Source organism: Lipingzhangella rawalii (genome assembly GCF_031628175.1).
Taxonomy (GTDB): Bacteria; Actinomycetota; Actinomycetes; order Streptosporangiales; family Streptosporangiaceae; genus Lipingzhangella_A; species Lipingzhangella_A rawalii.
The window spans coordinates 637,728-650,940 of the sequence record NZ_JAVLVT010000001.1 but is presented as its reverse complement, the minus strand read 5'-3'; the positions used below and the strand labels follow the sequence as shown (position 1 = coordinate 650,940).

Annotated in this window: 13 protein-coding genes; 8 read left to right on the top strand and 5 right to left on the bottom strand. The window is 68.3% G+C overall.

The genetic code is table 11. From position 1 onward, the window contains the following. Positions 1 to 129 precede the first annotated feature (129 nt). Both RIF23_RS02895 and RIF23_RS02890 read left to right on the top strand, forming a co-directional pair. On the top strand, positions 130 to 1,209 hold the full coding sequence (locus RIF23_RS02895) for a permease (RefSeq protein ID WP_310910737.1): 1,080 nt from the start codon (positions 130 to 132) through the stop codon (positions 1,207 to 1,209). Positions 1,210 to 1,214: 5 nt separating this feature from the next. Further along, entirely contained in the window at positions 1,215 to 2,021 is an 807-nt protein-coding gene (locus RIF23_RS02890) for a TIGR03943 family putative permease subunit (RefSeq protein ID WP_310911231.1), read from the top strand. On the opposite strand, the gene RIF23_RS02885 is transcribed toward RIF23_RS02890, so the two are convergent. Genes RIF23_RS02885 through RIF23_RS02870 form a run of 4 tightly spaced genes read right to left on the bottom strand, consistent with a single transcriptional unit; the run spans position 2,012 to position 6,001 of the window. Beyond that, positions 2,012 to 2,863 (bottom strand): IclR family transcriptional regulator, encoded by an 852-nt coding sequence (locus RIF23_RS02885; RefSeq protein ID WP_407659366.1) that lies wholly within the window; start codon positions 2,861 to 2,863, stop codon positions 2,012 to 2,014. The two genes, RIF23_RS02890 and RIF23_RS02885, sit on opposite strands and share 10 nt — an antisense overlap. Further along, complete coding sequence (locus tag RIF23_RS02880) at positions 2,860 to 3,759, bottom strand: carbohydrate ABC transporter permease (protein ID WP_407659364.1); 900 nt, start codon at positions 3,757 to 3,759, stop codon at positions 2,860 to 2,862. The genes RIF23_RS02885 and RIF23_RS02880 overlap by 4 nt, the downstream gene beginning before the upstream one ends. Then, complete coding sequence (locus tag RIF23_RS02875) at positions 3,756 to 4,715, bottom strand: carbohydrate ABC transporter permease (RefSeq protein ID WP_310910736.1); 960 nt, start codon at positions 4,713 to 4,715, stop codon at positions 3,756 to 3,758. Before RIF23_RS02875 ends, RIF23_RS02880 begins: the two co-directional genes overlap by 4 nt. Beyond that, positions 4,715 to 6,001 (bottom strand): extracellular solute-binding protein, encoded by a 1,287-nt coding sequence (locus tag RIF23_RS02870; RefSeq protein WP_310910735.1) that lies wholly within the window; start codon positions 5,999 to 6,001, stop codon positions 4,715 to 4,717. The genes RIF23_RS02875 and RIF23_RS02870 overlap by 1 nt, the downstream gene beginning before the upstream one ends. A gap of 301 nt (positions 6,002 to 6,302) precedes the next feature. Between RIF23_RS02870 and RIF23_RS02865 the strand changes: the two genes are divergently transcribed. From RIF23_RS02865 to RIF23_RS02840, 6 genes are all read left to right on the top strand, one after another. Beyond that, positions 6,303 to 7,256: an ACP S-malonyltransferase gene (locus tag RIF23_RS02865; RefSeq protein WP_310910734.1), complete on the top strand. Its 954-nt coding sequence runs from the start codon at positions 6,303 to 6,305 to the stop codon at positions 7,254 to 7,256. Positions 7,257 to 7,352: 96 nt separating this feature from the next. Further along, positions 7,353 to 7,682 carry an acyl carrier protein gene (locus tag RIF23_RS02860; RefSeq protein WP_310910733.1) on the top strand — a complete coding sequence of 110 codons (330 nt, stop codon included), beginning with the start codon at positions 7,353 to 7,355 and terminating at the stop codon, positions 7,680 to 7,682. Next, positions 7,679 to 8,974, top strand: coding sequence for a beta-ketoacyl-[acyl-carrier-protein] synthase family protein (locus tag RIF23_RS02855; RefSeq protein ID WP_310910732.1), 1,296 nt, complete (start codon positions 7,679 to 7,681; stop codon positions 8,972 to 8,974). Before RIF23_RS02860 ends, RIF23_RS02855 begins: the two co-directional genes overlap by 4 nt. Beyond that, on the top strand, positions 8,971 to 10,269 hold the full coding sequence (locus tag RIF23_RS02850) for a beta-ketoacyl-[acyl-carrier-protein] synthase family protein (RefSeq protein WP_310910731.1): 1,299 nt from the start codon (positions 8,971 to 8,973) through the stop codon (positions 10,267 to 10,269). Before RIF23_RS02855 ends, RIF23_RS02850 begins: the two co-directional genes overlap by 4 nt. Positions 10,270 to 10,287: 18 nt before the next feature. Continuing rightward, complete coding sequence (locus tag RIF23_RS02845) at positions 10,288 to 11,289, top strand: alpha/beta fold hydrolase (protein WP_310910730.1); 1,002 nt, start codon at positions 10,288 to 10,290, stop codon at positions 11,287 to 11,289. 51 nt (positions 11,290 to 11,340) lie between these two features. After that, positions 11,341 to 12,222 carry an SDR family oxidoreductase gene (locus tag RIF23_RS02840; protein ID WP_310910729.1) on the top strand — a complete coding sequence of 294 codons (882 nt, stop codon included), beginning with the start codon at positions 11,341 to 11,343 and terminating at the stop codon, positions 12,220 to 12,222. A gap of 17 nt (positions 12,223 to 12,239) precedes the next feature. Here RIF23_RS02840 and RIF23_RS02835 read toward each other — a convergent pair whose 3' ends face one another. After that, complete coding sequence (locus RIF23_RS02835; protein ID WP_310910728.1) at positions 12,240 to 13,148, bottom strand: (2Fe-2S)-binding protein; 909 nt, start codon at positions 13,146 to 13,148, stop codon at positions 12,240 to 12,242. Positions 13,149 to 13,213 lie beyond the last annotated feature (65 nt).

Genomic DNA, 13,213 nt, shown 5'->3' with positions numbered 1-13,213 from the left:
GTGGGTGCACGCGCGCGGCCGTGGGGACGATCGGCGACGATGAAAATGGTTTCCGGGTAGGATGCGCCCGGATCCGGTGGAGGGCCGGGGGCCGGGATGATCCACTCCCGACAGCGTGGGGGGCGACACGTGCCGAACAGCAGTGAGCCGAGAGTCGGTCAGCCAACGCTGGGCGGCCGGCTTACGGCTGGCTTCGACCGGGATGACCCGGTACCTCCGGACGACTGGGGGCGGGAGCCGGTCGGGGGAGCCCGCCAGCGTAGCCGTGCCGGAACGGTTTGGCTGTTCGCGCTGTTGATCACGGCGATGGCCCTGGGCAACGCCTGGGTGTCCGACCAGCTCACCGATGAGGCAGTGCTGGCCTGGTTCACGATCTTCGTGGCGATTTCCCTGCAAGCGCTCCCGTTTCTGGTCTTCGGCATCGCCCTGTCGGGTGCTCTTGCGGCCTTCGTGCCCACCTCGTTCTGGCAGCGGGCGATTCCGCGAAACAATGCCGCCTCCGTCCCCGTGGCCTGTGGCGCGAGTGTGGTGATGCCCGGTTGCGAATGCGCGTCCGTTCCGGTCGCCGGTGGGTTGATCCGACGGGGGGTGGCGCCGGCCGCGGCGCTGGCATTCCTGCTCGCCGCCCCCGCAATCAATCCGGTGGTGATCCTGGCGACCGTTGTCGCGTTCGCGGGCCAGCCAGAGATGGCACTCGCGCGGTTCCTCGCCTCCCTGCTGGCCGCGTTGACCGTGGGCTGGTTGTGGGCACGGTTTGGCCGGACCGACTGGCTGCGACTCTCGCGGCCCAGCCATGCGCCCGGAGCCGGAAAGTTCCAGATCTTCGTGGAGTCGATGCGGCACGACCTGTTGCATGCCGGAGGCTTCCTCGTGGTCGGCGCGGCCGCAGCGGCGACACTCAACATCTCGGTTCCGCGGGACTGGCTCGTGGCCGTGGCCGAGATGCCGGTGCTCTCGGTGTTGGTATTGGCGCTGCTCGCGATTCTGCTGTCCATCTGTTCGGAGGCGGACGCATTCGTCGCGGCCAGTCTCACCGAGTTCTCCGGGACCGCGCAGCTGGCGTTCATGGTGGTCGGCCCCATGGTTGACCTCAAGCTCATCGCACTCCAGGTTGGTACCTTCGGTTGGGCCTTCGTCCGGCGGTTCGCACCGCTGACGCTGGCCTGCACACTCCTGTTCACGTTCCTGATCGGCGGGTGGCTGCTGTGAATCGCATGGCCCAGGGGCTGGTCCTGGTTCTCCTCGGTGCCGCGGCCCTGTCTACGACGCTCGGCGCCGAGCTGTACCTGAACTATGTCAAGGAGTATTTCCGGCCGTTCCTAGCGGCGTCCGGGATCATCCTGTTGGCCTTGGGGATCGGAACCGTGGTCGCGGAACTGCGCTCGGGGCGGCGCGCGGACGACGCTACTCAGCCACCACGGGAGTCGACACCGACCGCCGCGGTGACACAGGAGGCTGGCTCCGCGCACCAGCCCGAAGCGGATTCCAGCTGCCACGAGCACGGGCACGGTACCCCTCGGGTGGCCTGGCTGATGGTGTTGCCGGCGGCCGCGATATTCGTGGTGAGCCCACCTGCGCTGGGTGCCTACTCGGTGGGGGAATCGGGCTCGGCGCCCGACCCCGAGGACGTCAGCGTCGGTGGACTGGAGTTTCCCGACGATCCCGACCAGCCGATGGAGCTGGACGTGCAGGAGTTCGTCATGCATGCCTGGGTGGATGAGGAGCGCCACCTCGCCGGGCAGCTCGTGCGGCTGACCGGGTTCGTGGCCCCGGTCGAGGAGGACGACGACGCACCGGGGGACGGCTGGTACCTGGCCCGGCTACAGATGGCGTGTTGCGCCGCCGACGCGGTGGTCAACAAGGTCCTGATCACCAACGAGCCCGCCCCCGAGGTGGACTCGTGGGTGACGGTGGAGGGACGTTGGGTCGAACCGGAGGGTGACCAGAGCGAGGTCCGTACCCACGAGCTCGAGGTTGAGGATCTCACCCCGGTCGACGACCCACCCGATCCCTACGAGTGATTGCCGCCCCGTGCCCCCAGATCGCCCGACACCGCCGCGGCCACCCGAGCCACCTCGGGGCCGAGTTCCCGGACCCGAGTAGCCGGGAGCCTACTGGCCAGGGCCGACACGCTGATTGCTGCAATCACGTCGTCGTTGTGGTCGAAGACGGGAGCGGCCACGCAGCGCACCTCCGGTTCGTTCTCCCGATCGTCGATCGCGTAGCCGCGGGCGCGGATCGTGTCCAGTTCCCGGCGGAACACCTCCGGATCGGTGATCGTGGTTCCAGTGACCGGCCACAGTCCCGTCTGGAGGACATCGTCGGTGAGATCGGGTGGACTGTGGGCGAGGATCGCCTTTCCCACAGCGGTCCGGTGGGCCGGCATCCGTGCCCCGATCCGGGAGGCCATGCGTACTGTGGCGGTGTTCTCCACCTTGTCGGCGTATACCACGTCCAGCCCTTCGAGGACCACCAGGTGGCAGGTGTGGTCCGTGCGTCGCATGAGCGCGCGCAGATGGGGGGCGGCTACGGAGCGCAGGTCGAGCTGGTCGAGGTAGGCCTGACCGAGGGCGAGCGCGGCCGACCCGAGTCGAAACCGGCCGGAGTCGCGGGCGCGGTGGAGCAGACCCGCCTCGATCAGTGGGGTCGACAACCGTAGGGCCGTGCTCTTGTTGACTCCGACTGCTTCGGCGATCTGGGTCAGGGTGAGTCCACCCGCATCCGGCGGCTGCACACGGACCGTCTCCAGGATGGCCAGGGCGCGGCGCAGGGATACGGAGGCGTTGCGCTGGCGTGGAGCCGTAGGGGAGGGTCGCTGCTGTTCCGGCTGATCACCGTTGGTGGGGGGGACGGGGGCGTTCACCCTTTCACCGCCCCGGCCATGCCAGAGGTGAGCCGACGCTGTACCAGTACGAAGAAGATCAACACCGGGATGGTCATCAGTACCGATCCGGCCATGATCGCTCCCCAGTCGTTACCGTCCGGTTGGAAGAACCGCAGGATCGCCACGGGCAGGGTCTGTCGTTCGGTTGCGGAGATGATGAATGTCATGGCGAACAGGAAGTCGTTCCAGGCGGCGATGAACGAGAACACACTCACCGCGACGACTCCGGGAGCCACGATGGGAAAGAGCACGCGCCACACGAAGGTGAGACTACTGGCCCCGTCCAGACGTGCGGCCTCCTCGATCTCGGTGGGGACCGCGGCGACGAATCCCCGAAGCATCCAGATCGCCAACGGCAGCGTGAACGCCGTGTGCACGGCGATCAGAGAACCCAGGTGGTTCAGTCCCAGCCCCGGCACGACGCCGCCGATGTTGCGGACCAGGAAGAACAGCGGAATAGTGAGGGCCTCCACCGGAACCATCTGGGCGACCAGGATCATGATGAGCAGTTTGGTTCGGCTGCCAAACCGGTAGCGGGTCAGTGCCACGGCTGCGAGGAACGCACAGAACGTCGACAGTACGACAACCGACAGTGCCACGATCAGACTGTTGGCGAGGTACAGCCAGAACGCGTCACCAACCACGACCCGCCGGATGGACTCCAGGGTGACCTTGGCTGGGTAGGGCGTCGTGTCACCGGCTTCAATGGCGGTCCGTGGTTTGAGGGCGGAGATGACCATCCAGTACAGCGGGAAGGCGATCACGGCGATGATCACCAGGCCCGCGAGGTCGACGCCGAACCGGCGCCCGGGGAGTCGGCGACGGCGGCCCGAGTTGCCAGCCCGCAGCAGACGCTGCCCCAGTAGGTGCATCACAGGACCTCCCCACTGCGACGGCGGATGTGTAGATAAACCAGAGTGATCGCGAGCAGGAGCAGGGTGAGCACGACACCGATGGCCGATCCCAGTCCGTAGGAGTTGGCGGCAAACGCCTGCTGGTAGGCGTAGACGTTCAGAACCAGGTTCTGGCCGTCGACCCCGCCACCGCTGGTCATGATGTAGATCTGGGTGAAGATCTTGAAATCCCAGATGATGGACTGGATAGTGACAATGGTCAGGACCGGTCGCAACATCGGGATCAGCACGCTCCAGGCCACCCGCAGCGTCGATGCGCCGTCGAGGCGGGCGGCCTCAACGAGCTCCGCGGGAATGGCGGTGATCCCGGCGTAGACCGCCACCATCACGAACGGGAACGAGCACCAGATCACCTGCGCTGCCACCAGACCGAAGGCAGACCACTTCTCGTAGGTCCAGGAGTGCCCGGCGAATCCGTCCAGGCCGATTCCGACCAGAACCTGGTTGACCAGGCCCAGGGTCGGATCGAACAGGAAGAGCCACACCGCGCTGCCGGTCACAGCCGGGGTCGCCCAGGCACCCAGCGAGACGAGAAACAGGGCGGTGCGTACCCACGGCCGAAGCCGGGTTGCGAGGACGGCCAGGGCAATGCCGACGAGGAGGGTGCCGCAGACGCACAGCACCGCGAAGATCACGGTGTTGCTGAGAACCTCCCAGAAGCGCGGATCCTCGAACAGGCGTCGGTAGTTGTCAGCCCCGACGAAGCGTAGTGGTTCGGCCCCTGTCACCTGCGGTTGCCCGTAGTCGTACATCGACACGAGCACCAGCTGGTAAATGGGGTAGACCAGCATCACGCCCAGGACGACAAAGGCGGGAACCAGGTACAGCCAGGGTTCGAACCTGCCGGTGCGCAGTGCGGTGCGGAGCCGGAGGCGGTCCCCGCCGGAGCGGGGACGCGCGGATGTGGAGCGTGACATCAGGACTCGTCGAAGGCGTCGTTCATCCGGTCGGCGGCCTCACTGGTGGCGTCCTGTACGGACTCGTCGCCGGTGGCGACCTGCTGCACCATGGACGGGAGTACCGCTTGGGCGTCGATGGTGGTCCAGGCCTCGGTCGCGGGCACGAACCTGGTGCCGGCCTCGAGCGTGGCGATGAACGGTTCCATCTCGGGGTCTGTGGCCGCCACGTCCTCCTGCACCGGGGTCAGTGTGGGGAGGTTACCCATGGCCTCATACATCCGTTCCTGGTATTCGGCGCCCGCGAGCAGCTGGGTGAACTCCACGGCGAGGGTGTGGCGGTCCGAGCCCGCGAACACACCCAGGTGGTTGCCGCCCGCGAAGGCGGGAGCAACCGATCCCGGATCCTGGCCCGGCAGGGGGATGACGTCGAAATCGTCGCCGATGTCACTGTCGGACACCGCGGCGTAGTTGAAGTTCCCGCCGAGAGTCATGGCGGCTTCCCCGGCGACGAAGTTGTCGACACTCTCGTTACCTCCCATCTCTGCGCACGTCTGGGGTGGACAGACGTCGTCGCTGAGTAGTTCCGTGTACTGGTCCACCCCCGCGCGGGCCGGCGGAGAGTCGATGGTCGCGGTGTAGCCGTCTCCGGACTCCTCGGCGAGGTCGCCGCCGTTAGCCCAGATGAAGGGAAGTAGCGCCCACAGATAGTTTCCTCCCGTGGACAGTCCCAGGAGGTCGCTCTCGGCGCGGGCTGCGCGGGCGGTATCGACGACCTCGTCCAGGGTTTCGGGTGGATCGGTGTCGATGTCCTCGAGAACGTCTGTGCGGTAGTAGAGGGCCCGGGCACCAACGAACCACGGAACGGCATAGGTGGCCCCGTCCACGCGAGCGGTTTCGGTGATCGCCGCGTCGAGCTGGTCCCCCTGGTCCCAGTCCTCGATCTCCTCGGTGAGTTCGGCCATGCCACCGGCGGCGACGAACCCTGGCAGGTCGGTGTTGCCGAACTCCGCGACGTCGGGAGCGCTCTCGGGGTCGTTGAACGCGGCGTTGAAGCGTTCCTGTCGACCATCCACCTGGATGTAGGACACGTCGACGGTCACGTCGTCGTGGGTGTCTTCGAATTCCTCGACCGCGGCCTCGACCACGTCTTCCTTGGGGGCTCGGTCGACCTCGTCGAACAACCAGACCCGCAGGGTTCCGGTGGCCTCGTCGGCCTGTGCGTCGGTCCCGTCCGTCTGGGCGGGAGCGCATGCGGCGAGGACCGCGGCACTGCTCAGCAGGGCGAGGGCATGCCTGGGTCGCATCTGCTCTCCTCGGTATGGGGGCGGTCGGTGTGCAGCGCGCTGGCGTGCCAGAAATGTAGGCGGCCGCGTGATTCCGGTTGAAGACACAGTCGTGATTGTTGTGCAGTGCACATGATCCGGATGCCTATGCAGCTCGCCTCCTGCTCGACGCCTCCCTGAGCTGGGTTGGGGGCGCGGGAGAAGGCGGGAATCGCGGCGCGAATAGGGCGAGTGTGTCGGCGTGTGTCGTTGCGGACAGACCAGAATCACCGTACATTACTTACCGTATTAAATTGAAAGCACACGGTAACAAAGGGGGGATATGTACGTTCCTTTGGATCGCGCGGCCATCGTCTTCCCCGGACAGGGCGCACAGGCGCCAGCGATGGCGGCACCCTGGCATGACACCTCGGCCTGGCACGTTGTGGAGACGGCCGAGTCCGTGCTCGAACGCCGACTGGATCAGCTGCTCCTGGATCCGGACCTCCGCCCCACGTCGACGACCGAAACTCAGCTTTGTGTGCTCGTGACCTCCCTTCTCGCCTGGGAGTACCTCCAGCAGAGCCTGCGGGGAACCGGGGGGCCGCTCGCGGTGGCCGGGCACTCCCTGGGGCAGTTCGCCGCCCTGGTCGCCGCGGGGACACTCACCACGGCTGACGCGATCCGCCTGGTCGCCATCCGAGGTTCCCTGACCGAGGCCACCTGTCGCCGACATCCCGGCGGGATGGTCGCAGTCCTCGGAGTCGAGACACAGCTCGTCGAAACCGTCTGTCGCCGTTCCGGGAGCTGGATCGCCAACGACAACGCTCCCGGACAGCTGGTCATCGCCGGAACGGAGCAGGCGCTGGGCGCCACGGAGCAAGCCCTGGCCAAACTGGGTGTCGGCAAGACGATCCGGCTGGACGTCGCTGGGCCGTTCCATACCCCGTTGATGGCCCCCGCCGCCCGGGAGTTCACCCATCACCTGCGCTCTGTTCCGTTCACTGCCCCCAACCGTCCGGTGGTGCGCAACAGTGACGGTCAGGTGGCGGGAGCCGAAACCGACTGGACCGCGGAGCTGACCACACACCTCACCGCTCCCGTGCGTTGGCGGGACACGCAACGACGCCTGGTCGAGCTCGGGGCCACCAGCCTCGTCGAGCTTGGGCACGGCACCACGCTGACCTCCATCGCCCGACGCACGGTGTCCGACGTGCGACTGATCAGCATCAGTGACCCGCACACGGCCGATCGGCTCCACGACCCCATACCGGAGACCGCGCAGACCTCGGCCTAGGTTCCGCCGGTACCCGGCACCGTGCCGCCATCGCCGCAGCGCCGGAACCAGACCACGAGACCAGACCAGAACGACACCAACATGAAGGGGACACCCATGTCACAACCCACCGAGACCACCAACGTTGCCGAGGTCGTGCATGCGGCGCTGACCTCGGTACTCGCCGTGTCCGGCGCCGATGTCACACCGGAGGCAGACCTGCGTACGGACCTGGGGGCCGACAGCTTGGACTTCGCCGAGTTCAATATGGCCCTGGAGGAGAAACTGGGCGTGCAGCTCCACGACGACGAACTCCACGGCGTGACCACCGTCACCGACGCCGTCGAACTGGTGCGACGCGAGCTCGCCCGTCGCCCGCAGAACCGGACCACCGCCGAATCTGCCACCACCTCCGCAGGTCACGGTGCCTCTGCGGGGAACCAATGAGGACGCCCACCATCCGGAACACGTCCGGGAGGTCGCACCGGCAGGCCGTGGTGACCGGAATCGGTCTCGCCACGCCGGCCGGCTGCACGCCCGACGAGGTCTGGACCCGGCTGTGCGCGGCGGCGGGCCCCGCCGCCGCGCGGCTGCGAGCCTTTGAACCGGACGGGCTCGGGACGTGGTTCGGGGCCGAAGTCCATGGCCCGGCAGGCCCCACCGAACTCGGCGCAAAGGAGACTCGCCGGGCCGACCGCAGTACCCTGCTCGCTCTGTCCGCAGCGTTCGAGGCCTGGACCGACGCCGGTGGCCGGACCGACGGGCCGAACACCCTCGGGGCGGCTCCACCGGAGCGGATCGGGGTGGTGACCGGCACCGGATACGGCGGCGCCGCCACCTACGAGGCGGCATTCGCCAACCCGGACGAACGGGGTTGGGGCCGTCCCGGCCCCATGCATGTCCCCGGGGCCATGGCCAACGCCGCCTCTGCCGCGGTTACCCTGCACCTTCCGGTGCGTGGACCCAGCCTCTGTCTGGTGACGGCCTGCGCCTCCGGGGCTCAGGCCATCGGGGAAGCGACACGGCTCATCCGGGAGGGCGCCTGCGACGTCGTGATTGCCGGAGGCGCCGAGGCGACCGTCACCCCGACCACCGTCCGTGCCTTCAATCGCCTCGACGCGCTTTCCACCCGAGGTGACCCCGAGCGGGCCTCGCGGCCGTTCGACACCGACCGGGACGGCTTCGTCCTCGGCGAGGGTGCCGGATTCGTCGTGCTGGAGTCCAGTGCCCACGCCCGCAGCCGCGGGGCCGTTCCCTACGGCGCGGTTTCCGGCTACGGCCGGACCTCGGACGGGTACCACCTTACGGCTCCCGCTCCTGATGGGGCCGGGGCCCAGGCGGCCATGCGCCTGGCACTCGACGACGCCGGACGACCCCCGGCCGACATGACACACGTCAACGCCCACGCCACGAGTACCCCGCGGGGCGACATCGTCGAGGCCCGCGCCCTAGCCACGGTTTTCGGTCCGGAAACGGTCCCGGTCACTGCACCGAAAGGGGTCACCGGGCATCTGCTGGGGGCGGCGGGAGCGGTCGAGGCGATCATCACTCTGTTGGCGATGCGCCATCGACAGGTACCTCCCATCGCGAACCTGACGAACCCGGACCCGCAGTGCCCGATCGACGCGGTTATGGAAACCCCCCGGGACATTCCGGACGGGCCCGCCCTGTGCGCGTCGTTCGGTTTCGGCGGGCACAACGCCGCGCTGGTACTCAGCCCGACAGAGGAGACGGTATGACGGCGCACCACTGCGAAACCACGGCCGTGGTCACCGGGATTGGGGTGATCAGCCCGGCGGGAAGTCAACTGGACGAGTTCGCGAAGACGGTGTGGAGCGCCACCCCCACAGCCGACGCCGTGACCCGGTGTAACACCGAGGGTCTGTCCACACGGATCGCCTGTGAGGTTCGCGAGTTCGATCCGACCAGCTACATGAGCCCCAAGACCGCGCGCCGGTTGGACCCCTACGCCCAGTTCGGATTGGCGGCCGCCCTGACAGCTGTGGACGACGCCGGGGGGAGCGCCGCCTGGGCGGACGTTCCCCAACAGCGTCGTGCCATCGTGTGCGGTACCGGGGTCGGTGGCTACAACGTGGCCTGCGAGCAGGCCCTCGTCTGTGACCGCAACGGCCCGGACCGGGTCTCCCCACTGCTCATCCCGATGCTGATGCCGAACGCGGCCAACGCGGCGATCGCTATGGAGTTGGGCTGGCGGGGACCCAGCCTGGCTCTGGCCACGGCGTGTGCGTCGGGAAGCAGCGCGGTTGGGCAGGCTGCCCGACTCATTCGGGACGGCCGCTGTACCGTGGCGCTGGCCGGTGGCGCGGACAATGGGGTGACCAGAATCAGCTTGGCTGCCTTTGCCCAGCTCGGAGCCCTGAGCCAACGCAACCAGGAACCGCAGTTCGCCTCCCGACCGTTCGACCGGAACCGGGACGGCTATGTCATGGGGGAGGGCTCGGCGTTCCTGGTCCTGGAGTCGCTGGACCACGCCCGCAACCGGGGAGCACGGGCCTACGCACAGGTCTGCGGATACGCCGAGAACAACGACGCCCACCACCTCACCGCTCCTCGCCCGGACGGTCAGCCGGCCGCAGCCTGTATGCGTTCCGCACTCGACGACGCAGGTCTGACCGCCGACCAGATCGGACACATCAACGCCCACGGCACCTCAACCGCCGCCAATGACGCCATGGAGGCCCGCGCTCTGGCCACGGTGTTCGGAAGCTGGGAGAAGATCCCACCCATCACCGCGCCGAAGGGGGTGTTCGGGCACCTCATGGGGGGAGCGGGGGCGATCGAGGCTGCCGTGGCCGCGCTGAGTGTGCACGAGGGCAGCGTTCCCCCTGTCGCCAACCACAGCCAGGGCGACGTCGAGCTGGACGGAGAACTCGACGTGGTCGTGGGAGTCCCGCGCCGGGTGGGGCACCGGCCCGTGTTGTCCAGCTCGTTCGGCCTCGGTGGCCAGAACGCCAGCCTCGTGTTGGGGCCGGTGCCGAACAGCCGTGAATGCGTGAACCAGAAAAGTCCGTGATCCACGAGAAGGGCGTCCATGCACGTCATGACCGATATTGACATCGAATCCCGGCCCGGCGCCAGGACCAGCGCTTTCGCGGTGGCCAATGCGGACGGCGCAACGATCCGCGGCGCCGTGCACCGCCCCATCCGAGGCCCAGGCGGGGGTGGGGACACGATCCCGGTTGACGCGGTAATCCTCGCCGTACCCGGCCTGGGGGCGCCCCTGCGGTCCACCCTCAAACCGGCCCTTCATCTCATCGCCAACGGTTTCACCGTGGTGCGGTTCGACCCCACCAATGCGGTGGGCCACAGCGACGGGACCATCCGCGAGTTCACCCCCCAAGGGCTGGTCCAGGACCTTCACGCCGTCAGCTGCTGGGCTCGTGAGCAGTTCCCGGGCTGCCAACTCGCCTACCTCGGGTCGAGTATCTCGGGACGGGCGGCACTTCGTGCGGCCGCGCAGGCGGGGTCGGGGGTGGCGATGGTGGGCACCCTCGGCTGTGTCGTCGATATGCGTGCCACCCTCACCGCGCTACGCGGCGGTCGGGACGCGGTCGTCGACCTGCGCCACTCCCGACTTCCCGACCAGGTGACGCTGCTCGGGCACACGATCTCCACGGACTGTGCCCCCGCGGTCGTGGCAGAGGACTGGCTGTCGGTGGAGTCCACGGTCATCGATGCGCAGGCCGGGCCGTACTGGCACAACGTGCAGGGTGGGGCCGATCCCTGGGTGTCTCTCGAGGACGCCCGAACGGTCGCCCGTCGTGTCGGTACGGCCGTGCTCACCGAGATTTCCGGCGCCGGGCACACCTTCTCCGGCGCGGACCGTGTCGTGGCCTTGGAAACCCTGGTTCGCGACTATCACCGGCACCTACGGGTCGAGGCGGCAGTGTCTTCGTCGTCTTCTTCGTCTTCACCTCCGACTCCGCGGGCGCAGCCGGAACAGCGCATCCCCACCCGGCTGGATCTGGCCATGATGCAGCGCATCGAGGACCGACTGGACACGGTCCTGACCAGCATCCGCCCGACCGACTGACCGCACCGAGCACGGGACGGTTCCACCACGTGTTTCGAGGAAGGAGTTCTGGTGTACCACGACTTTTCCAACAGGGTGGCAGTGGTAACCGGGGGTGGCCGCGGCGTGGGACGTGTCATCGCCCACCGTCTGGTGGCATCCGGGGCCCACGTCATTGTCAACTACTGTCACGACCGGGCCAGTGCCGAAGACACCGTGGAGCAGCTGACCGAGCAGGGACCGGGGCAGGCCCACCTGGTCCGTGCCTCGGTGGCGCGCCACGATGAGGTCGCGGACATGTTCGAGCAGGTTCGCGAGTGGTACGGGCGCGTCGACGTCCTGGTGAACAACGCGGCCTCCGGAGCGTTCCGACCGCTGGGGCGGCTGCGCGAACGGGACTGGAACCGGGCGTTGGACACCAACGTCAAGGGAGCCCTGTGGTGCTCCCAGCATGCCGTTCCGCTAATGCCCGCCGCGGACACCGAGCCTGGGGGAGCCATCGTGAACCTGTCCTCGACGGGCGCCCAGGCGGCCATGGCCGACTACGCGTGTGTGGGAACCGCGAAGGCGGCGACCGAAGCCCTGACCCGCTACCTCGCACTGGAGTACGGTCGGCTGGGAGTGCGGGCCAACACGGCCTCCGCCGGGCCGATCGACGGGGAGACCCTGCGTCGGCTGCCAGCCGCTGCGACCATGCTGGACCGGGCCCGCGACATCACCCCACTCGGGCGCCTGGGAACCGCGGATGACCTGGCCCACGTGGTGCTTTTCCTCGCTTCGCCGGCGGCCCGGTGGATCACGGGCCAGACTTTGGTGGCCGACGGCGGGCTGACCGTGGCCGGACCGTTCGCCGGGGCAGCCACGGCCAACTCGCCGGAGGTTGCACGCGCCCCGGCCGCCGGGACCCCGGGGGCCGCCGACCGTGTCGACGTGCACGTCGCCGTCGGAGGCTGACCCGCCTGGTGGGCACGTCAGGGGGACAGGGCGGGGGTGCGGATCCAGTCCATGAGCTCGGCCTGACGTGAGGCATCGTCGCGCAGCGGGCAGGTGACACAGTAACCGTGCTCAGGGTCGGCCTTGTAGTCGAAGCAGCAGGTACTCCGTACCGCCCAGGTTCCCTGGGGGTGGCTCTCACAGAACGGGAAGAGGCGAGGACGCTCGCGTAGGACCGCTCCGGCGCGAGCGATCTCGTCGGCCAGCCGAGTCGCCTGTGCCCAGGCCTGCCGGGCGTCATGCCCCAGGAACCGTGCCGGGTTGAGCATGTAGAAGTAGACCGTGTCGACGACCCAGCCCCACAGGTTGCGCTTGTTCATCCGGGTGTGCTCATGGACCCCGGCGACGATGGGGGCGCACGCTGCTACGAGATGACGTGCGGCCCACTGGTCCCGGGTCGCCACGTCCGCCACGGTGATGGTGTCCGGATGCCCGGCGTAGGGATCATCGGGAAGCACGGCGATTCGCGGGTCAGTGACCACCGGTGTGTCGAATCGGGCGTTGTCCTGCCACGGCAGCCACAGGTGGGTGGGGCTCAGGAGTGGAGCGCGGCCCGTCAGATAGGTCCCGGCCGAGACGAGAAAGATCGGTTCCCGCAACAGGGAACGCAGGAAGCGGTGGACCGCAGCCAACCGATGGTCGGGGCCGTGTTCGGCTCGCAACTTGTCGTAGAGCGGCCCGAGCACGGCGGCCTCGGCGAGTCCCGCCGCGCGGTACCAGTGCGGCGGTGCCGTGGCCGGGGAGCTCACGTCGGGGCGTGGGAGGCCGTCCCCCGCCCTGGAGCCGGGGTCCGTCCCGTCGAGGCCCGGGAGTTGGGGCAGCGGGGCAAACCGCAACGGAGCGCACGCGGAGACGACGCTGTGTAGCGGATGACTGGTGTTTGTCATCGACCGGTACTCGCTTTCCCCGCGTGGACATCCCCGGCGCATCCGAACGCGCTGGACTGGTGGCT

Bases quoted from the DNA above. Each gene is read 5' to 3' on its own strand.
- RIF23_RS02890 (WP_310911231.1), top strand. From the start codon at position 1,215: ATGGCCCAGGGGCTGGTCCTGGTTCTCCTCGGTGCCGCGGCCCTGTCT.
- RIF23_RS02875 (WP_310910736.1), bottom strand. From the start codon at position 4,715: ATGTCACGCTCCACATCCGCGCGTCCCCGCTCCGGCGGGGACCGCCTC.
- RIF23_RS02870 (WP_310910735.1), bottom strand. From the start codon at position 6,001: ATGCGACCCAGGCATGCCCTCGCCCTGCTGAGCAGTGCCGCGGTCCTC.
- RIF23_RS02865 (WP_310910734.1), top strand. From the start codon at position 6,303: ATGTACGTTCCTTTGGATCGCGCGGCCATCGTCTTCCCCGGACAGGGC.
- RIF23_RS02860 (WP_310910733.1), top strand. From the start codon at position 7,353: ATGTCACAACCCACCGAGACCACCAACGTTGCCGAGGTCGTGCATGCG.
- RIF23_RS02855 (WP_310910732.1), top strand. From the start codon at position 7,679: ATGAGGACGCCCACCATCCGGAACACGTCCGGGAGGTCGCACCGGCAG.
- RIF23_RS02850 (WP_310910731.1), top strand. From the start codon at position 8,971: ATGACGGCGCACCACTGCGAAACCACGGCCGTGGTCACCGGGATTGGG.
- RIF23_RS02845 (WP_310910730.1), top strand. From the start codon at position 10,288: ATGCACGTCATGACCGATATTGACATCGAATCCCGGCCCGGCGCCAGG.
- RIF23_RS02835 (WP_310910728.1), bottom strand. From the start codon at position 13,148: ATGACAAACACCAGTCATCCGCTACACAGCGTCGTCTCCGCGTGCGCT.